This window comes from Palleronia pelagia (genome assembly GCF_900110115.1).
In the GTDB taxonomy this organism is placed as follows: Bacteria; Pseudomonadota; Alphaproteobacteria; order Rhodobacterales; family Rhodobacteraceae; genus Palleronia; species Palleronia pelagia.
The window spans coordinates 48281-74615 of sequence record NZ_FOCM01000002.1 but is presented as its reverse complement, the minus strand read 5'-3'; the positions used below and the strand labels follow the sequence as shown (position 1 = coordinate 74615).

At 67.7% G+C, this 26335-nt stretch carries 28 protein-coding genes and 1 riboswitch; of the genes, 15 read left to right on the top strand and 13 right to left on the bottom strand.

What is annotated here, in order from left to right; all coding sequences use genetic code 11:
* Positions 1–7: 7 nt before the first annotated feature.
* On the bottom strand, positions 8–1225 hold the full coding sequence (gene uxuA / locus BMX96_RS04625; protein ID WP_091844466.1) for a mannonate dehydratase: 1218 nt from the start codon (positions 1223–1225) through the stop codon (positions 8–10).
* 121 nt (positions 1226–1346) lie between these two features.
* Between uxuA and BMX96_RS04620 the strand changes: the two genes are divergently transcribed.
* From BMX96_RS04620 to BMX96_RS04600, 5 genes are read left to right on the top strand one after another with little or no spacing between them, the layout of a single operon-like run.
* The gene (locus BMX96_RS04620; protein WP_091844465.1) at positions 1347–2072 is read left to right on the top strand and encodes a GntR family transcriptional regulator; all 726 of its coding nucleotides are present in this window, start codon (positions 1347–1349) and stop codon (positions 2070–2072) included.
* Entirely contained in the window at positions 2069–3286 is a 1218-nt protein-coding gene (locus BMX96_RS04615) for an AGE family epimerase/isomerase (RefSeq protein WP_175481656.1), read from the top strand. Before BMX96_RS04620 ends, BMX96_RS04615 begins: the two co-directional genes overlap by 4 nt.
* The gene (locus BMX96_RS04610) at positions 3283–4266 is read left to right on the top strand and encodes a C4-dicarboxylate TRAP transporter substrate-binding protein (protein WP_214606829.1); all 984 of its coding nucleotides are present in this window, start codon (positions 3283–3285) and stop codon (positions 4264–4266) included. The genes BMX96_RS04615 and BMX96_RS04610 overlap by 4 nt, the downstream gene beginning before the upstream one ends.
* Positions 4267–4280: 14 nt before the next feature.
* Complete coding sequence (locus tag BMX96_RS04605; RefSeq protein ID WP_091844463.1) at positions 4281–4871, top strand: TRAP transporter small permease; 591 nt, start codon at positions 4281–4283, stop codon at positions 4869–4871.
* Complete coding sequence (locus tag BMX96_RS04600; protein ID WP_091844462.1) at positions 4868–6154, top strand: TRAP transporter large permease; 1287 nt, start codon at positions 4868–4870, stop codon at positions 6152–6154. The genes BMX96_RS04605 and BMX96_RS04600 overlap by 4 nt, the downstream gene beginning before the upstream one ends.
* A gap of 67 nt (positions 6155–6221) precedes the next feature.
* Here the strand turns inward: BMX96_RS04600 and BMX96_RS04595 are convergent, their stop codons facing one another.
* The 7 genes from BMX96_RS04595 to BMX96_RS04565 form a co-directional block, all read right to left on the bottom strand.
* The gene (locus BMX96_RS04595) at positions 6222–7430 is read right to left on the bottom strand and encodes a TCR/Tet family MFS transporter (RefSeq protein WP_091844461.1); all 1209 of its coding nucleotides are present in this window, start codon (positions 7428–7430) and stop codon (positions 6222–6224) included.
* A 65-nt stretch (positions 7431–7495) separates the two neighbouring features.
* Positions 7496–8203: an alpha/beta fold hydrolase gene (locus BMX96_RS04590; RefSeq protein ID WP_091844460.1), complete on the bottom strand. Its 708-nt coding sequence runs from the start codon at positions 8201–8203 to the stop codon at positions 7496–7498.
* A complete protein-coding gene (gene pcaD, locus BMX96_RS04585) occupies positions 8196–8984 on the bottom strand; it encodes a 3-oxoadipate enol-lactonase (RefSeq protein WP_091844459.1) in 789 nt (262 codons plus the stop codon). The genes BMX96_RS04590 and pcaD overlap by 8 nt, the downstream gene beginning before the upstream one ends.
* An 83-nt stretch (positions 8985–9067) precedes the next feature.
* On the bottom strand, positions 9068–10036 hold the full coding sequence (locus BMX96_RS04580; RefSeq protein ID WP_091844458.1) for a threonine ammonia-lyase: 969 nt from the start codon (positions 10034–10036) through the stop codon (positions 9068–9070).
* Positions 10033–10851, bottom strand: coding sequence for an alpha/beta fold hydrolase (locus BMX96_RS04575; RefSeq protein WP_091844457.1), 819 nt, complete (start codon positions 10849–10851; stop codon positions 10033–10035). The genes BMX96_RS04580 and BMX96_RS04575 overlap by 4 nt, the downstream gene beginning before the upstream one ends.
* Positions 10844–11533 (bottom strand): haloacid dehalogenase type II, encoded by a 690-nt coding sequence (locus BMX96_RS04570; protein WP_091844456.1) that lies wholly within the window; start codon positions 11531–11533, stop codon positions 10844–10846. Before BMX96_RS04570 ends, BMX96_RS04575 begins: the two co-directional genes overlap by 8 nt.
* 66 nt (positions 11534–11599) lie before the next feature.
* A complete protein-coding gene (locus tag BMX96_RS04565) occupies positions 11600–12613 on the bottom strand; it encodes a serine hydrolase domain-containing protein (RefSeq protein WP_091844455.1) in 1014 nt (337 codons plus the stop codon).
* 146 nt (positions 12614–12759) lie between these two features.
* Between BMX96_RS04565 and BMX96_RS04560 the strand changes: the two genes are divergently transcribed.
* On the top strand, positions 12760–13194 hold the full coding sequence (locus BMX96_RS04560; protein ID WP_073129311.1) for an FKBP-type peptidyl-prolyl cis-trans isomerase: 435 nt from the start codon (positions 12760–12762) through the stop codon (positions 13192–13194).
* A gap of 86 nt (positions 13195–13280) precedes the next feature.
* On the opposite strand, the gene BMX96_RS04555 is transcribed toward BMX96_RS04560, so the two are convergent.
* From BMX96_RS04555 to fabA, 3 genes are read right to left on the bottom strand one after another with little or no spacing between them, the layout of a single operon-like run.
* Positions 13281–14069: an enoyl-ACP reductase FabI gene (locus BMX96_RS04555; RefSeq protein WP_073129310.1), complete on the bottom strand. Its 789-nt coding sequence runs from the start codon at positions 14067–14069 to the stop codon at positions 13281–13283.
* Positions 14070–14074: 5 nt separating this feature from the next.
* Positions 14075–15301: a beta-ketoacyl-ACP synthase I gene (gene fabB, locus BMX96_RS04550; RefSeq protein WP_091844454.1), complete on the bottom strand. Its 1227-nt coding sequence runs from the start codon at positions 15299–15301 to the stop codon at positions 14075–14077.
* Between the two features lie 52 nt (positions 15302–15353).
* Positions 15354–15863: a bifunctional 3-hydroxydecanoyl-ACP dehydratase/trans-2-decenoyl-ACP isomerase gene (fabA, locus tag BMX96_RS04545; RefSeq protein ID WP_091844453.1), complete on the bottom strand. Its 510-nt coding sequence runs from the start codon at positions 15861–15863 to the stop codon at positions 15354–15356.
* Positions 15864–16000: 137 nt separating this feature from the next.
* Between fabA and irrA the strand changes: the two genes are divergently transcribed.
* Complete coding sequence (gene irrA, locus BMX96_RS04540; protein ID WP_091844452.1) at positions 16001–16441, top strand: iron response transcriptional regulator IrrA; 441 nt, start codon at positions 16001–16003, stop codon at positions 16439–16441.
* 9 nt (positions 16442–16450) lie between these two features.
* Here the strand turns inward: irrA and BMX96_RS04535 are convergent, their stop codons facing one another.
* The gene (locus BMX96_RS04535) at positions 16451–17371 is read right to left on the bottom strand and encodes a hypothetical protein (RefSeq protein WP_407944651.1); all 921 of its coding nucleotides are present in this window, start codon (positions 17369–17371) and stop codon (positions 16451–16453) included.
* A 90-nt stretch (positions 17372–17461) separates the two neighbouring features.
* On the opposite strand from BMX96_RS04535, the gene miaB reads away from it, so the two are divergent.
* From miaB to metK, 8 genes are all read left to right on the top strand, one after another.
* A complete protein-coding gene (gene miaB / locus BMX96_RS04530; protein ID WP_091844451.1) occupies positions 17462–18778 on the top strand; it encodes a tRNA (N6-isopentenyl adenosine(37)-C2)-methylthiotransferase MiaB in 1317 nt (438 codons plus the stop codon).
* A 261-nt stretch (positions 18779–19039) separates the two neighbouring features.
* Positions 19040–19537 (top strand): OmpA family protein, encoded by a 498-nt coding sequence (locus tag BMX96_RS04525; protein ID WP_091844822.1) that lies wholly within the window; start codon positions 19040–19042, stop codon positions 19535–19537.
* Between the two features lie 5 nt (positions 19538–19542).
* Positions 19543–19839: a hypothetical protein gene (locus tag BMX96_RS04520; protein ID WP_091844821.1), complete on the top strand. Its 297-nt coding sequence runs from the start codon at positions 19543–19545 to the stop codon at positions 19837–19839.
* Between the two features lie 207 nt (positions 19840–20046).
* A complete protein-coding gene (locus BMX96_RS04515; protein ID WP_175481672.1) occupies positions 20047–21021 on the top strand; it encodes a PhoH family protein in 975 nt (324 codons plus the stop codon).
* On the top strand, positions 21014–21583 hold the full coding sequence (gene ybeY / locus BMX96_RS04510; protein ID WP_091844449.1) for an rRNA maturation RNase YbeY: 570 nt from the start codon (positions 21014–21016) through the stop codon (positions 21581–21583). Before BMX96_RS04515 ends, ybeY begins: the two co-directional genes overlap by 8 nt.
* Positions 21580–22440, top strand: coding sequence for a CBS domain-containing protein (locus BMX96_RS04505; protein WP_091844448.1), 861 nt, complete (start codon positions 21580–21582; stop codon positions 22438–22440). The genes ybeY and BMX96_RS04505 overlap by 4 nt, the downstream gene beginning before the upstream one ends.
* Positions 22433–23971: an apolipoprotein N-acyltransferase gene (gene lnt, locus BMX96_RS04500; RefSeq protein ID WP_091844447.1), complete on the top strand. Its 1539-nt coding sequence runs from the start codon at positions 22433–22435 to the stop codon at positions 23969–23971. Before BMX96_RS04505 ends, lnt begins: the two co-directional genes overlap by 8 nt.
* A gap of 14 nt (positions 23972–23985) precedes the next feature.
* A riboswitch (SAM-SAH riboswitch) is annotated at positions 23986–24035 on the top strand.
* Positions 24036–24039: 4 nt separating this feature from the next.
* Entirely contained in the window at positions 24040–25221 is a 1182-nt protein-coding gene (gene metK / locus BMX96_RS04495; protein WP_091844820.1) for a methionine adenosyltransferase, read from the top strand.
* Positions 25222–25247: 26 nt separating this feature from the next.
* On the opposite strand, the gene BMX96_RS04490 is transcribed toward metK, so the two are convergent.
* The gene (locus tag BMX96_RS04490) at positions 25248–26237 is read right to left on the bottom strand and encodes a glutathione S-transferase family protein (protein WP_091844446.1); all 990 of its coding nucleotides are present in this window, start codon (positions 26235–26237) and stop codon (positions 25248–25250) included.
* Positions 26238–26335: the final 98 nt, after the last annotated feature.

Genomic DNA, 26335 nt, shown 5'->3' with positions numbered 1-26335 from the left:
GGAGGGGTCAGGCCGACAGGCCGACCTTGTCGTGGCTGAGCGCCGCGATCACGCCGCGCAGTTCGGCCAGGCCACGCAGCCGGCCGATCGCGGGATAGCCCGGCTGGGCGTTTCGCCCGTGGTCGTCCAGCAGGTTCTGCCCGTGGTCGGGCCGGAACGGGATCTCGGTATCGCTGCGCCCGGCGTCACGACGGCGCTTCTCTTCGCGCAGGGCCGCGGCGACCAGCGCCACCATGTCGGTGGCTCCGCCCAGGTGCTCGTCCTCGAAGAACGAGCAGGGCAGGGTGTCGGAGTCCCGCGACACGTTGCGCAGGTGCAGGAAATGTACGCGGTCGCCCAGACGCTCCATCATGCCCGGCAGGTCGTTGTCGGCCCGCGCCCCGAGCGACCCGGAACACAGCGTGACGCCGTTCGCCGGCACGTCCACCGCGTCCAGCATGGCGCGGTAGTCGGCCTCGGTCGACACGACGCGCGGCAGTCCCAGCAGCGGGAAGGGCGGGTCATCGGGGTGACAGCACAGCCGCATCCCCAATCTCTGCGCCACCGGCGCGACCTCGGACAGGAAATCGACCATATGGGCGCGCAGCCGTTCGTCCGAGACCGTTTCGTAGGCCGCCAGGTGGCCTTTCACGTCTTCCATGGTGAAATTGTCGGCGGCCCCCGGCAGGCCGAAGACCACGTTCCGGGCCAGGGCGGCCCTGTGGTCGTCGTCCATCTCGGCGGCCCGGCGCGCGGCGGCCTCCGCCACGTCCTCGGGGAAGCTTTCGGCGGCGCCCGGGCGTTCCAGCACGTGAATATCGAACGCTGCGAAGTCGATCAGGTCGAATCGCATGCAGGTCGCGCCGCTGGGGCGCGGCCAGGCCAGGTCGGTGCGGGTCCAGTCGAGCACCGGCATGAAGTTGTAGCACACGGTCTCGATCCCCGCTGCCGCGAGGGCCTCGAGGCTTTGCTTCCAGGCTGCGACATGCTCGCGCCACGGGCCGCTCTGCCGCTTGATATCCTCGGACACCGGGATGCTTTCGACGACTTCCCATGCAAGGCCGGTGGGGCTTCCATCGGGGTGGTGGGCGATCTCGTTCTGCCGGCGCGCGATCTCGTCGCTGCTCCAGGCCGTGCCCGTGGGTACGTGGTGCAGGGCCGAGACGACCCCCTCGACGCCCGCCTGTGCCATGTCGGCGGGGCTCACCTGGTCCTTGGGTCCGAACCAGCGCCATGTCTGCCGCATCGAATGCCTCCCTCTTGTCAGCCTTTCCCGATTTATGGGCGAGTGGCGCGCGGATCGAAAGAGAAATCGTATTGACTAGCATGTTAGTTGGCATAGGCTGTGCGCCGGGAGGAACGAATTGATGATCGACCCGAACGTCGCATCGCATGAGCTACCGGCAGCCGAGCGCATCGACCCGCGCCAGGCGGTCGGGCCGCAGCTGTGCGGCGTCATGCGCGATCAGATCATCCGCGGCGAACTCGCACCGGGGAGCCGTCTGCTTCGAACCGAAATCGCGACGAAGTTCGGGATCAGCCGCCAGCCGGTCAGCGACGCCTGCGCGCGCCTGGCCGAGGAAGGCCTCGTCGATATCCTGCCCCAGCGCGGCACCTTCGTGAGCCGAATCAACGTCAGCGCGGTCCTGTCCGCCCGGTTCGTCCGCGAGTCGGTCGAGGTCGAGATTGTTCGCCGCCTGGCGGCCGAGCGCAGCACGGCCATGCTGGACGAATGTGCCCGCCTGCTGGAAGAGCAGCGCCGCCAGATCGACACGCCGGACCAGCTGCCGTTCATGGCGCTGGACGAGGCGTTTCATTTCCACCTGTCCCGGTCGGCGGGTCAGGCCGCCGCCTGGCGCATCCTGCAACCGCTGAAGACCCAGATGGACCGCCTGCGCCATATCTCGGCGCGCGAGCTGCCGCGCCGCCTGCTGATCGAGCAGCACGAGACATTCGTCGACGCGATCGGGCGGCGCGACCCCGAAGCCGCCGTCGCGGGCATGCGCGATCACCTGCGACAGATGCTGGACGACCTGCCGGCGCTGATCGAAAGCCATGCCGACTATTTCGACACGCGGGGGGCGGTGCTGTGACGCTGGATGCCTCTGCCTTCACCACCGCGTTCCTGCCCCGCTGGCTGGACCGCGTGACCGACGACGAAAACGGCGGCCTCCTGGAATGGCTGGACGACGAGGGTCAGCCCGACATCGAAGGGCCCCGTACGACGCTGGCGCAGGCGCGCTGCGCTTTCGTCCTGTCGCATCTTTATCTCGCCACCGGCGTGCCGCGCCTGAAAGACGGCGCGATCCACGCCTGGCGCTTCCTCGACAGCCACCTGCGCGACGCGGACGATGGCTACCGGGCCGCTGTGGCTGCCGACGGCGCACCGATGGATGATGCAGCCAGCGCGACCCGCCGGTCCTACGATCACAGTTTCGTCCTTCTGGCGCTCGTCACGCTCGAAAAGGCCGTGCCGGGCACCGTTCCGCCGGACCGGGTGCCGTCGCTCTGGGCGTTTGTCGAGACGCTGACCGACCCGGCCACCGGGGCGCTCTGGGAAGACGACGCCATGGAACGGGACGGGGCCGGGCCCGGGATGCGCCGTGGCCAGAACCCGCAGATGCACATGCTCGAAGCCGTCTTGCAGGCCTACGAGATGACGGGCGATCCCGTCTGGCTCGACCGGGCGACCGGATATGTCACGCTGGCTCGCGATCACCTTGTCGATCCTGACACCGGCGCGATCCGGGAATGGGTCGGTGCCGACATGGGGCCGCTCGCGGGTGCCGATGGCGGGCGGCGCGAACCCGGCCACCAGTTCGAATGGGCCTGGCTGCTCCATCGCTATGCCGAGCTTGGCGGCGAGGTTCAGGTGGCCGGGATGGCCGATGCCATGATCGGCTTTGCCGAGGCGCACGGCCTCCGCCGCGATGGCCCCATGGCCGGCGCGCCGTTCGACGCGCTGGATCCGGCGGGCGCGGTGCGCGAGGACACTCACCTGCTGTGGCCCATCACGGAGGCCGGCAAGTATTACTCGGCCCGGCACCTGGCCACCGGCGACAGCGGCGCCGCCGAAACGGCCAACGCGCTCTGCCGGCTGATGTTCGACCGCTATTTCCCGGCCGGCCCCGCGCCGCGCTGGCATAACAAACTCGACGGGCGGGGGACGCCGATCCAGCCGATCGCGCTCAGCCGCCTCGTCTACCACGTTGCGCTGTTCCTGACGGAAGGCGCGCGCGCCGGTCTCTGGTCATTGGCCGGGACCGAATCGCCCGATACCATCATGCATAGGGAGGAATTCACATGATGAACCGACTGACCTCGACCGCGCTGACCGGCGCCCTTGTCCTGGCTGCCGGTGCGGCCGCAGCCCAGGAGTACACCCTGGGCCTGTCCACGTCGCAGCCCACGTCCGACCCGCTGACCCAGGCCATGCTGGCCGCGGAAGAGCGTATCGAAGAGCGTACCGACGGTGCGGTCGACGTGACCGTCTACCCGTCGTCGCAGCTGGGCGAGGACAACGACGTTCTCGAGCAGATCCGCAACGGCGCCCCGCTGGCGGTGCTGGTGGATGCCGGCCGCCTGGCCCCGTTCAAGTCCGAGCTGGGCATCCTGTCGGCGCCCTACCTGGTCGACGACTACACGCAGTACGAGGCCATCACCACGTCGCCCGTTTACGAAGAGTGGGTGGACGAGCTGGCCGAAAGCTCGAACCTGCGGCTGCTGAACTACAACTGGTTCCAGGGCACGCGACAGGCCTTCACCCAGAAGCTGATCGAAAGCCCCGAGGATCTCCAGGGCGTTCGCATGCGGACCATCGACGCCCCGATCTGGGTCGCCACCATCAACGCGATGGGCGCGACGGCCGTGCCGATGGCGTGGACCGACGTCTATTCCGGCCTGCAGCTGGGATCGATCGACGCCGCCGAGGCGCAGCTGACCGGTGCCGAGGGCATCAATCTGCAGGAGGTGACCACCAACGTGGCCTTCACCAACCACATCCAGCTGTTCACCGGCCTGGTCGTGTCCGAGGAGTGGTTCCAGGGTCTGCCGGAAGACATCCGCAACATCGTCGACGAAGAACTCGACGCCGCGGGCGTTGAAGCGACCGAGAACACCGTCGCCGCGCTGGACGCGGTGCAGGGCCGCATGGAAGAGGCCGGCGTGTCGTTCAACGAGGTCGACCTGGCCCCGTTCCGCGAGGCGACGCTGGGCGTCTACGAGGAAGTCGGCCTGACCGACGCCCGCGAGGCGCTGCAGCCCTACCTGCCCGGCGGGTCGGAATAAGGGGGCGCGCCGGGATGTCTGACAATACCGGGGATTCCGGCGCCCATCGCGACGGCGGCCAAGACCAAGGGTCGCCGTCCGCCGCGACCGGGCGGCGCGGTGCGGGCGCGGTCCTGTGGTCGATCTACGATCGGCTGGAGACCGTCCTGACACTCGTCGCCCTCTCCGCGACCATCCTGACGGTGCTGATCGCCGCCGTCGGGCGAACGGCGGGCATGCCCGTCCGCTCGGCGCCGCAGCTTGCGCTGCTGTTCCTGATCTGGGCTATCATCCTGGGCGCGGATATCTGCCTGAAGAAGGGCGAGCACATCCGCGTGTCGGTCATCGCGGATTCGGTGCCGAGCGTGATCCGCAGGATCCTGGCGGCGCTGCACCTTCTTCTCATCGTGCCGTTTCTCGTTTTTCTCGCGTGGTACGGGTTCGACCTTGCCGCCGGCAACTGGCAACGCCAGCTCGGCGCGACGGGCCTGAGCTACGGTCTCATCACCCTTGCGCTTCCCGTCGGCAGCCTGCTGTTCCTCGTCTCGATCGCGCGGCGGTTCTTCAGCTATGGTCTCGACGCGACGCTGGAGCCGCAGGACCACCATCTCGAGTCCCCCCTATGACGTCGATCCTCATTCTCTGCGCCGCGCTGACGCTGATCTTTCTTGGCATGCCCGTTGCGTTTTCCATCGGCATCAGCGGGACGGCATATTTCCTGCTGCCCTCGACGGTGCTGCCCGACAGCACAGCGGTTCAGCGGATCGTGGCCTCGAGCCAGTCCTTTCCACTGCTGGCGGTGCCTCTCTTCATCCTGCTGGGCAACCTGATGAACCGAGCGGGCATCACGCCCCGGCTCATCGACCTCGCCATGACGCTGGCCGGCTGGATGCGCGGCGGGCTGGCACAGTCCACTCTGATCCTGTCGGCGCTGATGGGCGGCATCTCGGGCTCGGCCGTGGCCGACGCGGCGATGCAGGCGCGCATCCTCGGCAAGCCCATGACCGAAGAGGGCTACGATTCAGGCTTCACCGGCGCGCTGCTGTCGGTGGGCGGGCTGATCACGGCGACGCTGCCGCCCTCGCTGGGTCTGATCCTTTACGGCTACCTGGGCGAGGTTTCGATCGGCCGGCTGTTCATCGCCGGCGTCGTGCCGGGTGTTCTGCTGACCATCGCGCTGATGGCCACGACCTGGGGCATCTCGGTGCGCCGCAACTACAAGCCCGCGCGCACCACCTTCCCGACGCTGGCCGAGGTCGGCCGGGGCTTCTACCGCAGCTTCTGGGCGGTGATCTTCCCGATCTGGCTGCTGGTGGGGATCCGATTCGGCTTCTTCACACCGTCCGAGGCCGGCGCCTTCGCCGTGGTCTATGCCCTGATTGTCGGCGGGCTAATCTACCGCGAGCTCACATGGCGCAGCATCTACGAGGCGATGATGGAAAGCGCGCGCGATATCGGGATGATCATGCTCATCATCCTGTTCTCGGGCGTCTTCGGCTTCGTCATCACCTTCGAACGCGTGCCCCAAAGCCTGACCGAATTCACGCTCAGCGCGATCGAGGATCCCACGGTCCTGCTGTTCGTGGTCTCGGGCTTCCTGCTGGCGCTGGGCATGTTGATCGAGGCCACCGTCTTGGTCATGCTGCTGACGCCGATCCTGGTGCCGGTCATCACGGCGGCCGGAATCGACCCGGTGCATTTCGGGCTGATCATGATGACCCTCGTCACTTTCGGGGGCATGACCCCGCCAGTGGGCGTGTCCATGTTCACGGTCTGCGGGATCCTGAACGCGTCTTACGTGGGGTATTCCATCCGGCTGATCCCGCTGGCCTGTGCGGTCATGGCGGTGGTCGTGGCGATGATCCTGTTCCCGAACCTGGTCCTGTTCCTGCCCGCCCTGTTGATGTGATGCGTGACCGATCTGTTCCAGCAGAACAGGTCCGCCCCGGCCGCGGACCCGCCTTGCGCGATGTAGCTTAAGCTTTCCGGCTGTTTCGCCGGCCCAGAAACACCCAGGCGCAGGCGAACATCAACGTCATGGACAGCAGGAACGGCGCACCCGGCAGGTAGAAGGGCGTGCTGTCGGCGGTCGCGACCCAGAAGACCTGCGTCATCAGCAGCGGCGACACGATCATGGCCAGTGCCCCCGCGCTGGTCAGAAGACCCTGCAAACCGCCCTGGCTGTTGTCCGGTATGGCGCGGCTCATCAACCCCTGCAGCGCGGGCGTCACCACGGCCCCCAGCGCGGTCAGCGGTGTCAGGATCAGCGCGATGGTCCCGTTGGCCACGAATGCCAGCGCGATGAAAGCGCAGGTGTTGAAGGCCAGCCCGTAGATCACCGTGCCCCGGTCGCCCAGCCAGCGGAGCACGAAGCGGATCAGGAACCCCTGCACGATCGCCAGCGAAATGCCGAACATCGCCAGCGAGACACCCACCATTTGCGGATCCCAGCCGAAGCGCGCCTTGGCAAAGTAGGCCCAGATCGCCGGGTAGACGAAGAAGGCGACCTGGTAGAGGAAGAACATCAGCACCAGCCGGCTGACCCCCGGCGTGCGGCCCAGATCCAGCAGCGCGCCCAAGGGGTTGGCCCGGGCCCAGGCGAACGGGCGGCGGATGCGGTCGGTGACCGTTTCGGGAAGGATGAAATAACCGAAGACCAGGTTCAGCGCGGCCAGCGCGCTGGCCATGTAGAACGGCGCGCGCGTCCCGTACTCGGCCAATAGCCCACCGATCAGCGGCCCCAGCACGAAGCCCACGCCGAAGGACGCCCCCACCATGCCGAACCGGGCGGCCTTCTGCTCGGGCGTCGAGATGTCCGCGACGAAGGCCGTGGCCGTCGACTGTGTGCTGGCCGCGATGCCGCCCACGATCCGGCCCGCCAGCAGGATCCAGATGCTGCCCGCCAGCGCGATCACCAGGTAGTCGAGGCTCATCACCAGCAGCGACATCAGCAGGACGGGGCGGCGGCCGAAACGGTCGGAGAGCGTGCCCAGCAGCGGCCCGAATAGGAACTGCATCACCGCGAAGGACGTGGACAGGATCCCGCCCCAGATCGCGGCCTGGGCGAGGTTCCCGCCCGACACGTCCTCGATCAGGTCCGGCATCACCGGAAGGACAAGACCGATCCCCATCGCGTCGATCACCAGCGTGATCATGATGAAGGTCAGTGGCAGGCGGCTGTCCATGGGCGCTCCGGTTGCGACCGGGTCCGTCCGGTCGCGCGCCTCTTGGCCCTCGGGCGGTACGACTGTCAATCCGCGCGCCCCGCCAGCGCGGCCAAGCGTCGCGCCAGATCACCGGGCGCGGCGAAGAACGGCGAATGTGCCGTCGCCATGGTCTGAACCTCGCCATCGGGGAAATCGGCGGCCATCTGGCGCTGGAACCCGGCCGGGATCGCCCGGTCGTCGTCGCAGACGATATAGCTGCGGGGCACGTCGGGCAGGCGGGGCAGGGCGGTCGCCTGCGGCGCGGTGGGCTGCGGGGTCAGGTGCGCGCGGGCGAATTCGACCGTGCCCGGCGGGCAGTCGTGGTAGAACAGCGTCTCGACCCGGTCGGGGTCGAAGGTGAAGCTGGCACCATCTTCGGCGCGGCGGATATGCGGCACCAGAGGCTGGTCGGGCCAGTCGCCGCGCATCTGCGACAGGCTGCGCCCCGGCGTGGGCACGTAGGCGCACAGGTAGACGAGCCGCGCGATCTTGTCCGGCGCCGCCAGCGCGGCGGCGGTGATCGGGAAGCCGCCCATGGAGTGGCCGACCAGCGTCACCGGCGTGTCGATGGCCTCGACGATCCGCGCCGCGTAGGTGTCCAGCGTCACGTCGGCGGGGGGCGTGCGGTCCGCGCCGTGTCCGGGCAGGTCGATGGCGCGCGCCGGTTGGCCCAGGGCCTGCAGTTCGGCCAGCGTGTCCCGCCAGCACCAGGCCCCGTGGCATGAACCGTGGATCAACAGCAGTTCAGACATGGCCTGTCGCCGTGATGAAGTCGTTGAGCACGCGGGCGTATTCCTCGGGCTTTTCCACGCAGGGCAGGTGGCCCGCGCCGCGGATCAGGTGAAACTGCGATCCGGGGATCAGGCCCACCGTCTCGCGCACCAGGTCCGGCGGCGTGCTGTCGTCCTCGGATCCCGCGATGCCCAGCGTGGGCAGGCGCAGCGACGCGGTGGGGGTGTAGAAATCGGTATGCGAGATCGCGGCCGAGCAGCCGCCATACCCGTCGGCCGGCGTCCGGGTCAGCAGGTGGCGCCATTTCATCACTTCGGGCGTGGCGCGGAAGGCGTCCGAGAACCAGCGCTGCATCACCGCGTCGGCCAGCGCCTCGACCCCGCCCATCTTCAGCGTGTCGATGCGGTCCTGCCAGATCTCGCGCGTGCCGATCTTGGCCGCGGTGTTCGAAAGAACCATGGCGCGCACCTGGTCCGGCCGCTTGACCGCTAAGCCCTGCGCGATCATCCCGCCGATGCTGAGCCCCACCAGCAGGCAATCGCGCACCTCCAGGTGATCCAGCAGCCGTTCGAGGTCGGTGACCAGCTGCCCCATGGTGTAGGGCATCTTCGGGCAGTCGCTGAGCCCGTGGCCGCGCTTGTCATAGCGGATGATCCGCGCGCCTTGCGGCATTATGGGCAGGATCGCGTCCCACAGCCGCATATCGGTGCCCAGCGAATTGGCGAAGACGATGGCCGGGCCATCGGCTTTGCCGGTGTCCTCGTAGTGGACATGGAAGCCGTCGAGTTTCGCGATGGGCATGGAACGTATCCTTTGCGATTGTCGGATAAGGTCAAGTCTCGGCGTGAAATCGCGCGCGGGACGGACCGAGACGTTGGAAAAGATCAAGCATCGCCGAAGCGCTCAAGCGCCGTTGCGAAGGTCTCGGGGTCCACGTTGCCCCCGGACGCGACGCAGACGACCGTGTTGCCGTCTACCTGGTCGGACCGGAACAGCGCGGCGGCCAGCGCGATGGCGCCGCCGGGCTCGAGCACGATCTTCAGCCGCTTGAAGGCCACCGCCATGGCGCGCAACGCCTCGTCGTCGCTCACGGTCAGGCCGGGGCCGCAGAGACGGTGCAGGATCGGGAAGGTCAGGTCACCGGGCGCGGGCGTCATGACGGCGTCGCAGATGCTGCCGGACTGCCTGTCGTTGCGCTGGATCGTGCCGGACCTGAGCGACCGCGCCACGTCGTCGAACCCCTCGGGCTCGACCGGGCGGGCGCGCAGCCCCGGCGCCCGGCTGTCCAGCGCCAGCGCGACTCCGGATGTCAGGCCCCCGCCGCCGCAGCAGACCAGGACGTCGCCCGTGGCGTGGGGCAGGTCGGCGGCGATCTCCAGACCGACCGAGGCCTGACCGGCGATGACCTCGGGGTGGTCGTACGGCTTGATCAGCGTCAGGCCACGCGCGTCGGCCAGCGCTGCGCCGATCTCCTCCCGGCTTTCGCTGTCGCGATCGTAAAGCACCACTTCGGCCCCGAAAGCGCGGGTGTTGGCGACCTTCAGGGCTGGCGCGTCGGACGGCATGATGATCACCGCCGGCACGCCCATGCGGCGCGCGGCCAGGGCCACGCCTTGCGCGTGATTGCCCGACGAATAGGCCAGCACGCCGCGCGCGCGGGTCGCATCGTCCAGCGCGCTCAGCGCCGACCACGCGCCGCGGAACTTGAAGCTGCCGGTGTGTTGCAGGCATTCGGGCTTCACCAGAACGTGGCGGCCGGCGATCTCGTCGAGGAAAGGCGAGGACAGCAGCGGCGTGTGCCGAACGTGCCCGTCGAGCCGCCGGGCGGCGGCCAGAACCGCGTCGATATTCACAGCAGCGCCCGCCAGGCCGCGATGGCCTCCAGCGCCTCGGGCTCGTCCAGGAAGGGAACGTGCCCGCGTCCGGGCACCTCGGCCACGATCATGTCGGGCCGCCGGCGGCGCATCTCGGTCAGTGTTTCGGGGCTGAGCAGGTCGGAATTGGCGCCCCGGATGCAGGCCAGTGGCAGGCCCGCCATGGCGTCGAACAGGGGCCAGAGGTCCGGCGCCGGCTGCGCGCCCGCGGCCTTCACCGCCTCCGCCAGCGCGGGATCGTAGTTGATGACCAGCCCGTCCTCAGTCTGGTGATAGTGCTTGCGCACCTCCTCGGCCCATCGCGTCTCGGGCACGCCTTCGAACCCGGCCATCAGGCTCGCGCGCATTGCGGTCGCCTCGGCATGGGTCTTCTGCGGAGGGTTTCGGCCGATATAGGCCATGATGACGTCCAGCCCCCCGGTCGCGATCTCGGGTCCGATATCGTTCAGGCAGACCCCCGCCACGCGGTCCTTCGCCGTGGCCGACAGCATCATGGCGATCAGCCCGCCCCGCGACGTGCCGAGGATGGCGGCGCTTTCAAGGCCCAGGTGGTCGAGCAGTTCCAGCGCGTCGCGCGCCTCGAGCGGGACGGTATAGGTCTCCGGCGCGGCCCAGTCCGACAGTCCCCGGCCGCGGTAATCCAGCGCGATCACCCGCGCGCCGTCCAGGTGCGGCGCGACGTAGTCGAAATCGGTGGAATTGCGGGTCAGTCCCGACAGGCAGAGGATCGGCTGACCTTCGCCCCTGTCGGAATAGTGCAGCCGCAGCCCGTCGGACGTCGTGAAGTCAGGCATCTGCCGCGATCTCCGGTATCGTTGTGAGATCCGACAGAACATGGGCGGGCCGCCCCGGCAAGCGATCCAGCGGCGCGCCGGCGCGGTTCACCCAGACTGTGACAAACCCGTAGGCGGCGGCGAACCCCGCGTCCCAGCCGTTCGACGACACGAACAGCACCTGCTCCGGCGTGCAGCCGAAGCGCTGGCCGACCATGTCGTAGACCGCGCGGGCCGGTTTGAAGACGCCCACCTCCTCGACCGACAGGACGGCATCCAGCTGTTCGCCGATCCCGGCCGAGCCGACCGCGCCCTGCAACATCTCGGGCGCGCCGTTGGACAGGATGGCGGTCGCGAGGTCGCGCTGCTTCAGCTTGGCCAGCATGGCGGGCACCTCGGGGTAGGCCGAAAGCTCCCAGTAGAGCGCCAGGAGCCGCTCGCGCAGCTCGGGATCGTCCGCCAGGCCGGCCGCTTCGAGCGCCCAGTCCAGCCCGTCCTGCGTGACCTGCCAGAAATCCGTGTGCGTCCCGGCGGCGGCGCGCAGCCAGCTGTATTCAAGCTGCTTCAGCCGCCAGTCGCGGGCGATGTCGCCCCATTTCGCCTTTAGCGCGTCACGGCCGGGCTCGTCTGCCGCGTCGCGGGCGGCGGCAGAGACGTCGAACAGCGTGCCGTAGGCGTCGAAGACACAGGTCGTGATGGGCATGGCGGGCCTCCCTCGGGTTGGCGCGACGGTGCCACAGCCCCCGCCGGGGGAAAAGGGCCGGCGGGGTCAGGCCCGGTCGGACGCGGGCAGGATGACCCCTTCGACCAGCGCGTGCAGGCGGCCCAGATGGCCGGTCATGGTGGCGGGACGCGAGATGTCCGATGTCATGACCACCACCAGCCGCCGGTCGGGCACCACGTAGATCATCTGCCCGCCGTAGCCGCGGGCATAGCGCACCTGCACCCCGTCCACAGTCCAGAGAAACCAGCCATAGCCATAGGCGTGCCCGGGAATGTCGGCGGGGGCGGTGTGGCGCCACGACGCGTCGACCCATGCCTCGGGGACGATGCGGGTGCCGTCCAGTTGCCCACCGTGCAGGTAGGCCTGCCCGAACCGCAGCATCCCCCGGGGCGACACACGCATGTCGTTGCCGCCGAGATAGTTTCCCTGCGGATCGCGCGTCCAGGGCGGCAGCGCCAGGTCCAGCGGATCGCCGAGACGCTCCTGCGCCAGGCGGTGCAGGTCCGTGTCCGCCGCGTTGGCCAAAGCGGTGCCGAGGATGTGGGTGTTGGCTGTGGAATACAGCCGCTCGGTCCCGGGGTCGGCCACCATGGGCGCCGACAGCGCGTCGTAAATCCAGTGGTCGCCCGCGACCCAGCCGCCATAGGTCGACCCGGCGAAGGGCGTCAGCCCCGATTGCATGGTCAGCAGGTGCCGAAAGCTGATCTGGCGCAGACGATCATCCCCGCGGCGCGGGATCACCCGGCCCAGGTACGGGGCGACGGGCGCGTCGACCGACGGGATCTCGCCCCGCTCCAGCGCGATGCCGCACAGCGCCGAGACCAGCGTCTTCGACACCGACTTGACGTTAACTGGCGTGTCGAGGTCCGGCCCGCGGAAGGTCTGGGCCACGGCCAGCGCGCCGTCCTGCGAAATCAGAAGCGCGTGCAGCTGGTCGAGACCGCGCGCCAGCGTCGCGGCCGGCGCGAAGGCGGAGTCGGCCCGTGCCGCGCGGGGGGCCAGAATGGCGGCCGAAAGCGTTGCAAGCGCGTCTCTTCTGCTGAAAACGGGGTCTTTCATGGACCTTTTTTGCCATTTTCGCGTTTTTCGCGCCACTGCCGGTTTACAGACCGGGTCAGTTTTCCCATGTGTGAGGAGAGCCACATGAGCACCCGCCGAGATTGGCGGCCTCGACGAAATTTCCCCTTACATCGAAGGAGAACGACATGAGCCAAGCGAAGGCAGGCGATACCGTATCCATGCATTATTCCGGCGCCCTGGCGGACGGGACCAAGTTCGACAGCTCGGAAGGCCGCGATCCGCTGGAATTTCAGCTGGGCACCGGCCAGATCATCCCGGGTCTCGACGAAGCGATCACCGGCATGGAAGTCGGCGACAAGAAGACCGTGACCGTCGCCCCCGAGAACGGCTATGGCCCGCGCGACCCGAGCCGCATCCAGGCCGTCCCGCGTGAGCAGATTCCCGATCACATCCCGACCGAGCCGGGCACCCAGCTGCAGATGCAGACCCCGGACGGGCAGACCATCCCCGTCGTCGTGGCGCAGGTGTCGGACAGCGAAGTGACGCTGGACGCCAACCATCCGCTGGCCGGTCAGGAACTGACCTTCGACGTCGAGCTCGTTGACATAAAGGCCGCCTGAGGCAGCCGGGTCGGACACTCTCGATCCAGACGCAAACAGGCCGCCCCTCGGGGCGGCCTGTTTCGTTTCGCGCGGTATCCCGCAAATCAGATGTTGTCGGATTGCGGCATTCCCAGCACGTGATAGCCGCCGTCCACGTGGATGATCTCGCCGCTGGTGCAGGCGCCGTAGTCCGAAGCAAGGTACACCGCCGTGCCGCCCACCGCCTCGAGCGTGGCGTTATCGCCCAGGGGCGCGTTCTGCGACGTGTGCTTGAACGTCTTGCGCGCGCCCCCGATCGCCGCGCCCGCCAGCGTTTTCATCGGGCCGGGCGAGATGGCGTTCACCCGGATGCCGTCGCGGCCCAGGTCGTTGGCGAGATAGCGCACCGAGGATTCCAGCGCTGCCTTGGCCACGCCCATCACGTTGTAGAACGGCGTGACCTTGTTCGACCCCTGGTAGGTCAGCGTCAGCACCGTGCCGCCGTCGGGCATGAGCTCTGACGCGCGGCGGGCCACGTCGATGAAGGAATAGCAGCTGATCGACAGCGAGTTCTGGAAGTTCGCCCGCGTCGTGTTGATGAAGCGGCCCGTCAGCTCGGACTTGTCGGAATAGGCGATGGCGTGGACCACGAAGTCCATCCGGCCCCAGCGGTCCTTCAGCATCGCGAAGGCCGCGTCCATGCTGGCGTCGTCGGTCACGTCCACGTCCACCAGGATGTCGCTGCCCACCGACTGCGCCAGCGGCTCGACCCGTTTGCCGAAGGCTTCGCCCTGGTGGGTGAAGGCCAGCTCGGCGCCCTCGTCGGCCATGGCCTTGGCGATGCCCCAGGCGATGGAGCGGTCGTTCGCCACGCCCATGATCAGGCCGCGCTTGCCCTTCATCAGGTCAGCCATGGCGCCTACTCCTTGAACTTGCTCAGTAGCATCGACCCGTTCGTTCCGCCGAAGCCGAAGGAATTGGTCATCACGGTATCCAGTCCCGCGTTCTCCACCAGCTCGGTCGCGATCTCGCCGGGGCGTATGGCGGGATCCAGTGTCTCGACGTTGATCGACGGCGCGATGAAGTCGTTCTCGAGCATCAGCAGGCAGTAGATCGCTTCCTGCGCGCCGGTGGCGCCCTGGCTGTGGCCGGTCATGGACTTGGTCGAGCTGATCGGCGGCGCGCTGCCGTCGCCGAACGTGCGGCGCACGGCCTCGACCTCGCCCACGTCGCCGACGGGGGTCGACGTGCCATGGGCATTGATATAGCCGACGCGATCCTGGTCGAAATCCTTCAGCGCCAGCTTCATCGCCCGCTCGCCACCCTCGCCCGAGGGCGCGACCATGTCGTGGCCGTCGCTGGTGGCACCGAAGCCCGTGACCTCGGCATAGATCTTCGCGCCGCGGGCCTGAGCGTGTTCCAGGCTTTCCAGGACCACCATGCCGCCGCCGCCCGCGATGACGAAGCCGTCACGGTTCGCGTCGAAGGCGCGGGACGCCTTCTGTGGCGTGTCGTTGTACTTCGCCGACATCGCGCCCATGGCATCGAAGAGGCACGACAGCGTCCAGTCGAGCTCTTCCCCGCCGCCGGCGAACATCACGTCCTGCGCGCCCAGCTGGATCTGCTGCGCGGCCATGCCGATGCAGTGCAGCGAGGTCGAGCAGGCCGAGGTGATCGAGAAGTTCATGCCCTTGATCTTGAATGCCGTCGACAGGTTGGCACTGACCGTCGAGGACATGCACTTGGGCACCGCGAAGGGGCCGATGCGCTTGGGGCTGCCCTTTTCCAGAACCGTCTGGTGCGCGCTGAGCATGGCGCTGGTGGACGGCCCGCCCGACCCGGCAATGAGACCGGTGGACGGGTTCGACACCATGTCGTCGGTCAGGCCCGCGTCGGCGATGGCCTGCTGCATGGCGATATGGGCATAGGCCGCGCCTGGCCCCATGAAGCGCAGCGTGCGCTTGTCCACATGGTCGGCCACGTCGATCTTCAGGGTGCCGGCGATCTGGCTGCGAAAGCCGTGTTCGACCATTTCGGGGCTGGCCTCGATGCCCGACTGGCCGGCCTTCAGCGCGGCGGTGACTTCCTCGGCGGAATTTCCGATGGGCGAGACGATGCCCAGCCCGGTGACGACGACGCGTTTCATTGGCAGGTCTCCGATGTGGGACGGGGCATTGCGACGCTCCTCGTGATGGGGATCAGGATTCCGACAGCGCGACCTTCATGCCGCTCACCTGGTAGATCAGCTCGCCATCGGCGTGAACCGTGCCGTCGGCCACGCCCATGGTCAGGCGGCGCGACTGCACGGCCTTGGTGAAGTTCACGTTGTAGGTCAGCATCTTGCGGTCGGGGCGGACCATGCCGGTCAGCTTGACCTCGCCCACGCCAAGGGCATAGCCGCGGCCGGTCCAGCCGCGCCAGCCCAGGTTGAAGCCGGTCAGCTGCCACAGGCCGTCAAGGCCCAGGCAGCCCGGCATGATCGGGTTGCCGGGAAAGTGGCATTCGAAGAACCACAGGTCGGGATGGATGTCGAACTCGGCAACCACGTGGCCCTTGCCGTGCTCGCCGCCGTCGCCCGAGATGTCGGTGATCCGGTCCATCATCAGCATGGGCGGCTCGGGCAGCTGGGCGTTGCCGGGGCCGAACAATTCGCCCCGGGCGCATTTCAGCAAATCGTCGCGGTCGAAACTGGTGGGATAGGTGGTCATGCCGGATGGCCCCCCTCGGCCGGATCTGGTCGTGCTGCGGTTTCACCGCGTCTATCACCGCCACTTTGGCGCGCGCAAGGGCAGGCCACCGCCATTGCCGATTGAAACCACGGGGTTTTCGCCTGTATAGACGAGCCATGGACAATCGTGACCTTACCCTATCCGACACGGCGCTCCAGACCGGGGCCGACTGGCTTGCCGGCGCGGCGCTCCGGCCCACGCGACAGCGCGTCTCGCTTGCCGCGCTGCTGGTGGGCGACGGGCGGAACCGGCACGTGACCGCCGAAAGCTTGCACGACCTCGCCCGCCGGGCAGGGGAGCCGGTGTCTCTGGCGACGGTCTACAACACCCTGCGGGCGTTCTGCGACGCGGGTCTCATGCAGGAAGTGAACGTCGAGGGGTCGCGGTCGTATTTCGACACGCGCACCGACGACCACCCGCATTTCTTCTGGGAGGACGAGGCCCGGCTCAGCGACGCGCCCGCCGACCAACTGACCATCGCACGCCTGCCCGACGCCCCCGAGGGGATGGAAGTCGCCTCGGTCGAGGTCGTCATCCGCCTGCGCAAGCGGGGCTGAGCCGCCCGCTCAGAACCACTGGCCGGGTTCGATCAGCCCCAGATCCAGCAATTGCTGCGATTCCCAGTCGAAGCGCACCGAGTTGTGCCATGTGAAATGGCTGACCGCCCAGCGCGACCCGGGATTGGTGCGCAGCGCCTTCGCGGCCCGGAAAGAACAGATCGCCGCCGTCAGGTTGTTGTGCCACGGGCAGGCGTAGGTGTTCATCTCTTCGTCCGTCAGCGTGTGATCGGGGCGCAGCCGCAGACCCGGCTTGGCGCGGAAGATCCCGATCCGGTCAATGCGGCGGCTGTCCTCGGGCACGTGTTCCTCCAGCCGCCAGCGTAACCCGCCGAAGAAATTCAGCTGCCGCTCCTTCGGATGGTTGTGGTTGGCGGGGTCAGCTCGCGCGGTCGCGTAGTATCCTGATTGGTCCAGATGCGCGTCTTCATGCGAAACCCCGTCCGGATTGGCGACGAGGTCCGCGGCGTAGAGATCGACCACGTAGGTCAGCATCGCGTCGCGCCGTTCCTCCGCGTGGAAGGCCAGAAGTTCGGCCACCGAGCGCGTTTCGCAGAAGGGATAAAAGAGGTATTCCGCGTTGTAGGCGTAGTGGATCCACTGTCCCGGCGCCGCGTCGATAACCGCGTTGACCGCGGCGACAGTGGCTTCGCGGCCGCCCGGGCGCCAGCCGACCCGGAGGACGCCGTCGGGCGGGGGCGCCGCGGGATGCACGTGGTCGGGCGCCATCAGCACGATCGAGCTGAACCCCAGCCGGACCATGTGTGCGAGCGTGGTGTGCAGTTCGACTGCATCCTCCGCAAGACAGACCGCGACAGGTCCCCCACGGCTCAGATCCGGCGGCGCGCTGCGGAAATGGTCGAGATCGCGATAGTCCTGCACGATTGCCCTTCTTCGTCGTCCACACCCACATTGCGCATCTGCCGGCATTTGCAAAGCGTCGAAGGGCCGGCGTTGCCTGTCAGGCGGCGCTGCGATAGAGCACGCCCAACCCATTCGCTCCGATCGAGGCGTTCGCCCATGTCCCAGTCGCGCAAGCTGTATATCAAGACCTATGGCTGTCAGATGAACGTCTACGACAGCGAACGCATGGCCGAGGCGCTGGGCGGGCAGGGCTATACCCAGACCGACACGCCCGACGACGCCGACATGATCGTGCTGAACACCTGCCACATCCGCGAGAAGGCGGCCGAAAAGGTGTATTCCGAGCTCGGACGGTTCCGCCAGTTGAAGGCCGACAAGCCCGACCTGAAGATCGGCGTGGCGGGCTGCGTCGCGCAGGCCGAGGGCGAGGAGATCATGCGCCGCCAGCCTCTGGTCGACCTCGTGGTCGGACCGCAGAGCTACCACCGCCTGCCCGCGCTCGAGGCCAGGGCGCGCGCCGGCGAGAAGGCGCTCGACACCGATTTCCCCGAGGAAGCCAAGTTCGACGACCTGCCGGCCCGGCCCAAGGCGACGCGCGGGCCGACCGCCTTCCTGACGGTGCAGGAGGGCTGCGACAAGTTCTGCGCCTTCTGCGTCGTGCCCTATACCCGGGGCGCCGAGGTCAGCCGCCCCGCCGCCCGCGTCCTGGACGAGGCGCGCGGCCTGGTCGAGCGTGGCGTGCGCGAGATCACCCTGCTGGGCCAGAACGTGAATGCCTACCACGGCCACGATGGCGGTCTGGCCGGCCTTGTGCTCGACCTTTCGGCGATCGATGGGCTGGAGCGCATCCGCTACACGACCTCGCACCCCAACGACATGGACGACGCCCTGATCGCGGCGCATGGCGAGATCGGCAAGCTCATGCCCTACCTGCACCTGCCCGTGCAGGCGGGCTCCGACCGGGTCCTGAAGGCGATGAACCGCAAGCACACCGCCGAAAGCTACCTGCACCTGATCGAGCGGATCCGCGCCGCACGCCCCGATATCCTGCTGTCGGGCGATTTCATCGTCGGCTTCCCCGGCGAAACGGAAGAGGACTTCCAGGCCACGCTCGATCTCGTGGCCGAGGTCGAATACGGCCAGTGCTACAGCTTCAAATATTCGCCGCGCCCGGGCACGCCCGCGGCCGAAAAGGCCCACGTGGACGAGGCGACGAAGGACGACCGCCTTCAGCGTCTGCAAGCCCTGCTGAAATCGCAGCAGCACGCCGTGCAGGACCGCATGGTGGGCCGCGAGGTCGGGGTCCTGTTCGAGAAGGCGGGGCGTGAGCCGGGACAGATGGTCGGCAAATCCGAGTATCTGCATTCCGTGTTCGTCGACGCGCCGAACGCGCGGGTGGGCGATCTGGTGCCGGTGACCGTCACCGCCAGTGCGCCGAATTCCCTGGCAGGACGCCTGCGCGCGGCGGCCTGACGCGACACGGACGTCCATCTCGCGCACCGCTCCACGCCAAGGATCCAATCGTTGCAAGTGGCGCCCATCGTTGCGGAATTAGCGACGGTGGGCTTTTTTATTCGTCTTCACAAAGACCTGAAAGGGGGTATGGTCGAACCCGATACGGGGGATGTCGGCCAATTCGCTGCGGTCCGACAACGCATTTCAAGAAACAAGGAGGCAGCGGTGACATCTTTTTTCTCTAACCTTGCACGCCTGACGCTGGTCGCGGGGCTGGCCATGGGCAGCGCCGTCTGGGTGGGTGGCCCGGTCGAGGCGCAGCAGCGTGCGGTCGGCACGATCTGGATCGACCCGGACGGGTGCGAACACTGGGTGCGCGATGACGGCTGGGAAGGCTATGCCTCGAACCGCCTGACCCGCAAGGGCACGCCGGTCTGCCACGAGATCGAGACCTGCGGCGTGATGAGCAGCGATGTGCTCTTCGCCACCGACAGCGCGCGGATCGGTGCCCAGGGCCGCAAGATGATCGCCGAATTCTTCCAGAAGTCGGGTAGCCGCGCCTACACCATCATCGGCCATACCGACAGCCGCGCCAGCGACGCCTACAACCTGCGCCTCAGCTATAACCGCGCGAACGCGGTGGCGCGCGTCGCGGCAGGCGTCGGCGCCGCCATCAACGATATCCGCGGCTACGGCGAGCGTCAGCCCGTGGCATCGAACCGGACGGCGGCGGGCATGCAGAAGAATCGCCGCGTCGAAATCCTGTGCATTAGGTGAGCGCCATGACCAAGACACCTTTCATCATCCTGGCCGGCGTGCTGGCCCTCGCCGCTTGCGGGCCGAAGACCAATCAGACCATCGACCGCGGCTTCGATTCGAAAAGCCTGCAAAATCTCACCAAGACGCCCGGTATCTGGGTCGATGGCGACGGCTGCGAACACTGGGCCATCGACGATGGCATCGAGGGCTACCAGACCAACCGCCTGGACCGTTATGGCAAGCCGGTCTGCGGCCTGCTGCCGCCGTTCACGCTGCACGGTCCCGACGGCGTGGGCTCGCCCGTGCCCGACCCGATCTAGGTCACGCGACTTTCCTGGCAGACAAGCCGCGCGGGCGTTCGCTTCGCGCGGCTTTTTCGTTCAAATGCGTGGCCGTCGCGGCGAACGGCACCACTTTCCCTTGCGTGGGCGCCCTGAAGGCCCCACCATATCTACATCATAACCGCCATTTCGGAGGACTGTTTGGCCCTTCCCCCCAGCCAAGCCACCGCAACGTCCGACATTGCCCTGGCCAACCGCCCCGGCGAAACGTTGCTCGAATTTCCAGACAATCGCCTTCTGATCGACCTTTGCGGCCAGTTCGACGCCAACCTGGCGATGATCGAGCAGGCGCTCGAGACGCAGATCGTGCGCCGCGGCAACCAGTTGATGGTCATGGGCGACCCCGATGCAACGGCGCGCGCCGCCGATGTATTACAGGGGCTTTACCAGCGGTTGGAGGCGGGCAAGACCGTCGAGCCGGGGGACGTGGACAGCGCCCTGCGCATGGGCCCGGTCGAAGACGACACCACCGCGCCGGACGCGCAGATGGAGATGTTCCAGCGCGGCCCGATCGAGATCAAGACCCGCAAGAAACTGGTCGAGCCGCGCACCGACGCGCAGAAGGCCTATGTCCGGTCTCTGTTCGACAATGAACTGGCCTTCGGCATCGGGCCGGCGGGCACCGGCAAGACCTACCTCGCCGTCGCCGTCGGCGTGAACATGTTCATCAACGGGCAGGTCGATCGCATCATCCTGAGCCGCCCGGCCGTCGAGGCGGGCGAGCGGCTGGGCTTCCTGCCAGGCGACATGAAGGACAAGGTCGACCCCTACATGCAGCCGCTCTACGACGCGCTGAACGATTTCATGCCGGGCAAGATGACCGCCAAGCTGATCGAGGAAAAGCGGATCGAGATCGCGCCGCTGGCCTTCATGCGCGGGCGCACGCTGTCGAACGCCTTCGTGGTGCTGGACGAGGCGCAGAACGCCACCGGCATGCAGATGAAGATGTTCCTGACGCGCCTGGGCGAGGGGTCGCGCATGGTCATCACCGGCGACCGCACGCAGATCGATCTGCCGCGCGGGCAGGTCTCGGGCCTGTCGGATGCCGAGCGGCTGCTGAAGCAGATCCCCAAGATCGGGTTCAACTATTTCACCTCGCGCGATGTCGTGCGCCATCCGCTGGTTGCCGCCATCATCGAGGCCTACGAGGCCGATGGCTGACACCTCCGCTTCCCGGTCCGATGCCGACACGCAGGGGGACCCCGCGCTTCTGGTGGACGTCGTGCTCGAGGATGCCCGTTGGAACGCCATCGGGCTCGAGACGCTGGCCGATACCAGCGCGCGGGCCGTGCTGGACCACCTGGGCCTCGGACACGGCTGGGAGATCAGCCTGCTGGCCTGTGACGACGACCGGATCCGTGTGCTTAACGGCGATTTCCGCGGCAAGGGCACACCGACCAACGTGCTGTCCTGGCCCTCGGACGAACGCGGCGCCGATGCGTCCGGGGCCATGCCCGATCCGCCGGATCCGACAGACCCCGAGCTGGGCGATATCGCCATCGCCTTCGACACCTGCGCGCGCGAGGCCGAGGCGGGCGGGCTTGCCTTGGGCGACCACGCGACACATCTGATCGTCCACGCGACGCTGCACCTGTTGGGCTTCGACCACGAGGACGACGCCGATGGCGACCTGATGGAGCGTCTCGAAACCGAAATACTTGCGCGACTGGGGCTTCACGATCCATATGCGCCACAGGATGCGACCGACGGAAAGGTGAGATGACCCACGCAGACGACACGGGCGGTGGCCGGCAGGCCCCCGAACCCGACGACGAAGAGAGTTCCGACAAGGGTTTTTTCGGACGGCTCTTCGATGCTTTCGCCCCCTCCGAGGACGAGGAGGACGACGGCTCGCCGCAATCGCGGACGCCCCCCGGGCTTCTGAACCTGCGGCGGATGCGGGTCGAGGACGTGGCGATCCCCTCGGTCGAGATCGTATCGGTCCCGGTGGAGATCACGCTGGAAGAACTGGTCGACGTCTTCAAGGAGTCGGGCCTGACCCGGCTTCCCGTCTATGACGGCACGCTCGATTCGCCGCTGGGCATGGTGCACCTGAAGGATTTCGCCCTGCGCCACGGCTTCGGCGGACACACGAGCCATGACCTGCGCGAGATGATGCGCCCGCTGATCTACGCGCCGCCCTCCATGCCCATCGGGGTCCTTTTGCAGAAGATGCAGACGGATCGGATGCACATGGCGCTGGTGATCGACGAATATGGCGGGGTCGACGGCCTCGTGACGATCGAGGACCTGATCGAACAGGTCATCGGCCAGATCGAGGACGAGCACGACACCGAGGAAGACAAGTTCTGGACGGTGGAGCAGGGCGGCAGCTACCTGGCGCAGGCCAAGACCCCGCTGGACGAGTTCGAGGACGAGATCGGGATGCGGCTGGTCGACCCCGAGGAAGAGGAAGAGATCGATACCCTCGGCGGGCTGGTGGTGCTGTTGACCGGCCGTGTGCCCACCCGGGGCGAGGTTATCCCGCACCCTGCGGGCCCCGAGTTCGAGATCATCGACGCCGACGCCCGCCGGCTCAAGCGTCTGCGCGTCCGGGTGCCCGATACCACGGATGAGTGACGGCGCGGCGCCGACCCGCGTGGCAACCGGGCGGTGGGCCTATCCGCTCGCGGCGCTTGCCGGCGCGGTCGCAGGACTGGGGCAGGTGCCCTTCGCGCTTCCGCCCGTCGCGCTGGTCGCCCTGGCGCTTGCCGCCCGTATCGCGTGGCGCGCGGCGGGCCCGCGCCGCGCCGCCTGGGTCGGGCTGGCCACCGGCACCGGCTATTTTGCCGTCACCCTGCATTGGATCGTCGAGCCGTTCTTCGTGGACGTGGCGCGCCATGGCTGGATGGCGCCCTTCGCCCTGGTCTTCATGGCCGTGGGGTTCGGCGCGTTCTGGGCCGGGGCCTTCGCGCTGGCGCGCTGGCTTGGCGGTGACCGGGGGCGATTCGTGCCGGCCTTCGCGCTGTCGCTGGCGGGGGTCGAGCTGCTGCGCACCTACCTGCTCACCGGCTTTCCCTGGGCCTTGCTCGGCTATGTCTGGACCGAGACGGCCGCTGCGCAACTGGCAAGCTGGATAGGACCGCACGGCCTGACGCTGCTCACCGCGCTGGCGGTGGGTATCGCGGCGGTCGCGTCCGGCTGGCTGCGGCCCGCCATGGGCCTCGTGTCGCTGTGGGCGCTGGTCATGCTGGGTGGGATGCTGGTTCCACCCGCGCCCGAGGCCACCGCCGACGCGCCGGTGCTGCGCCTGGTGCAGCCCAATGCGCCGCAGGATCGCAAGTGGGATCCGGACCACGCGCAGACCTATTTCCGCCGCCTGCTGGACGCCACCGCGGATCGCGGTGTCGGGTCGCGTCCGGACCTGGTCGTCTGGCCCGAGACCGCGATTCCCTACAGCATCACGCCGGGCCACCCGGCGCTGGACTTCGTGGCAGACGCCGCCGGGGGCGTGCCGGTCGCCTTCGGCGTGCAGCGGATCGACGGCGCGCGGATCTACAACTCGCTTCTCCTGCTGGGGCCCGAGGGCGGCATCGAAGACACGTACGACAAGCACCACCTGGTGCCCTTCGGCGAGTTCATCCCGCTGGGCAGCCTTGCGCGCTACCTGGGCCTGCGCAGCTTTGCCGCGCAGGACGGCTACGGCTACTCGGCGGGGCCGGGCCCGCGGCTAATGGATTTCGGCCCCCTGGGTCGCGCGCTGCCCCTGATCTGCTACGAGGCGATCTTTCCGCAAGACGTCTCGGGCGCGCCCGAGCGGCCCGACTGGCTGTTGCAGGTGACGAACGACGCGTGGTTCGGCACCTTCGCCGGCCCGCAGCAATCGCTTGCGCAGGCGCGCATGCGCAGCATCGAGCAGGGGCTGCCCATGGTGCGCGTGGCCAATACCGGGATCTCGGCGGTGATCGACGCGCGCGGGCGGGTTCTGGCATCCCTGCCGCTGGGCGAAACGGGATTTTTCGATCATCCGCTGCCGCCGGCGGGCGCGCCCACGGTCTATGCTCGCACCGGCGACTGGCCCTGGGTCGCGCTTGTGTTGCTGGGTCTGGCGGCGTCGGCCGTGCTCGCACGACGCGAAAGACAGCTTGATCGGCAGCTGTCAACCGAATAGGGGCATTGGAACCCGAGGGTGCGCAACGGCTTCCTGACGCGTATCCCATGACCTTAATGGAGCAATTCATGCCACGGCAGGACTATATCTTCACCTCGGAATCCGTTTCCGAGGGGCACCCCGACAAGGTGTGCGACCGCATCTCCGACGCTGTTCTGGACGCCTTCCTGGCCGAAGAACCCGAGGCCCGCGTGGCGGCCGAGACCTTTGCGACGACGAACCGCGTCGTGATCGGCGGCGAGGTCGGACTGTCTGACAAGGCCAAGCTGGACGACTACCTTGGCCGGATCGAGGGGATCGCCCGGGACTGCATCCGCGACATCGGCTACGAGCAGGACAAGTTCCACTGGAACACCTGCGAGGTGACGAACCTGCTGCACGCCCAGTCCGCCCATATCGCGCAGGGTGTCGACGGCTCCGAGGACAAGGACGAGGGTGCGGGCGACCAGGGCATCATGTTCGGCTACGCGGTCGAGGACACGCCCGAGCTGATGCCGGCGCCGATCCACTACGCCCACCAGATCCTCAAGCGCCTGGCCGAGGTCCGCAAGGACGGGACCGAACCGACGCTGGGTCCCGACGCCAAGTCGCAGATCTCGCTGCGCTACGAGAAGGGCAAGCCGGTCGAGGTCAGCCAGATCGTGCTGTCCACCCAGCACGCACACGACACCCAGACCAGCGACGATATCCGCGCAATCGTCGAGCCCTATATCCGCGAAGTCCTGCCCGATGGCTGGCTGACCGATGCGACCGAGTGGTGGGTGAATCCCACCGGCGTCTTCGTCATCGGCGGACCCGACGGCGACGCGGGCCTGACCGGGCGCAAAATCATCGTCGACACCTATGGCGGGGCCGCGCCCCACGGCGGCGGTGCGTTCTCGGGCAAGGATCCCACCAAGGTCGACCGCTCGGCCGCCTATGCCGCGCGCTACCTCGCCAAGAACGTGGTGGCCAGCGGCATGGCCAAGCGCTGCACCATCCAGCTGAGCTATGCCATCGGCGTGGCCAAGCCCCTGTCGATCTATGCGGACACCTACGGCACCGGCGAGGTCCACGAGGAGCAGATCGAGAAGGCCTGCTATGCCTGCATGGACCTGACCCCGCGCGGCATCCGCGAACACCTGCAACTGAACCGCCCGATCTATCAGCGCACGGCGGCCTACGGCCATTTCGGCCGCGCGCCCGAAGCCGATGGCGGCTTCTCGTGGGAGCGGACCGACCTGGCCGACGCGTTGAAAAAGGCGGTCTGACCGCCTGACGGGCGCCCCGCGGCGGCCTAGCCGCGGCCGTGGGGCGCCTCCCAGTCCAGCACCGGGTTGATCGGAATGATCCGGTGCGGATTAATGTTGTCGTGGCTGTAGTGATAATGCTGCACGATGTGGTCGAAGTTCACCGTGTCGGCCACCCGCCCGCCATCCGGCGTCCGCCACTGGTAAAGTTCGCGCGTGTAGGCCCACAGGTTGGGATAATCCACGATCCGGCGGCGGTTGCACTTGAAGTGCAGGTGGTAGACCGGGTCGAACCGCACCAGCGTCACGAACAGGCGCCAGTCGGCTTCGGTGATGCGGTCGCCCAGAAGGTAGCGGTTGTTGGCCAGAACCCCCTCGATCCAGTCCAGGCTGTCGAACAGCGGCACGACCGCGTCCTCGTATGCCGATTGCGACGTGGCGAAGCCTGCCTTGTAGACCCCGTTATTGACGGTTTCGTAGATCCGTTCGTTCACCGGCTCTATGGCGTCGCGAAGGTCCTCGGGCCAGTAGTCGTCGGTATTGCCGGTGATCCCGTCGAAGGCCGAGTTCAGCATCCGAATGATCTCGGACGATTCGTTGCTGACGATGGTCTCGCGTTGCAGATCCCACAGGATCGGCACGGTGACGCGGCCCGTCGTCTTGGGGTCCGCGCGCAGGTAGATGTCTCGCGCGAAGGGCAGGCCGTAGACGGTGTCGCCGGTGGCACCGGGGTAATCGCTGTCGAAGCTCCAGCCGTCGCCCAGCATGTGGGGATGCACCACCGACACGCCGATGATGTCCTCGAGCTGCTTGAGTTTGAGGAAGGCCAGCGCCCGGCTGGCCCAGGGGCAGGCGTAGGAGACGTAGAGGTGATAGCGGTGCGGTTCGGCCCGGAAGCCGCCTTCACCCGTGGGGCCGGCGCTGCCGTCGGCGGTGATCCAGTTGCGGTAGTCCGAGCTCGAGCGCTTGAATTCGCCACCCGTGCTCTCGGTGTCGTACCATTGGTCCGTCCAGATGCCGTCCACCAGCTTGCCCATCGCGCGTCTCCTTCCAAACTGCGTTGATCTGACACCTAGGACGCGCGCGGCCCGCAGACACCGCGGAGCGGCTGCGCGCCCGCGCACATCTGCGCGCA